This is a genomic window from Sphingomonas sp. 2378, from assembly GCF_038084995.1.
GTDB lineage: Bacteria > Pseudomonadota > Alphaproteobacteria > Sphingomonadales > Sphingomonadaceae > Sphingomonas.
The window spans coordinates 1-232 of the sequence record NZ_JAXCMJ010000166.1 but is presented as its reverse complement, the minus strand read 5'-3'; the positions used below and the strand labels follow the sequence as shown (position 1 = coordinate 232).

Sequence of the window (232 nt, the reverse complement as noted above, 5' to 3'; positions counted from 1 at the left end):
GAAGGCATGAAACTTCGCCGGATCGAAGGGTTGGCGGGCGCGATAGACGAAGCTTTCGATGCCATATTCCTCGGTCTCGGGCTGGTGATGGGCATAGCCATAGAGTTCCTTGGCCCAGAGCGGATGACGCGAAGCCTTCTCCTCGTCGAACAGCCCGGTGGCGAGCACGAGGTCCAGGTCGACGCGACCATGATCGGCGGGCACGATCACCGCATCGGCGTTGAGGCTGGCG

1 pseudogene is annotated in these 232 nt (G+C 62.5%); it reads right to left on the bottom strand.

The features are described 5' to 3' along the window. Positions 1–232 (bottom strand): annotated as a pseudogene (locus SM191_RS19770) (GTP-binding protein); the annotation flags it as partial.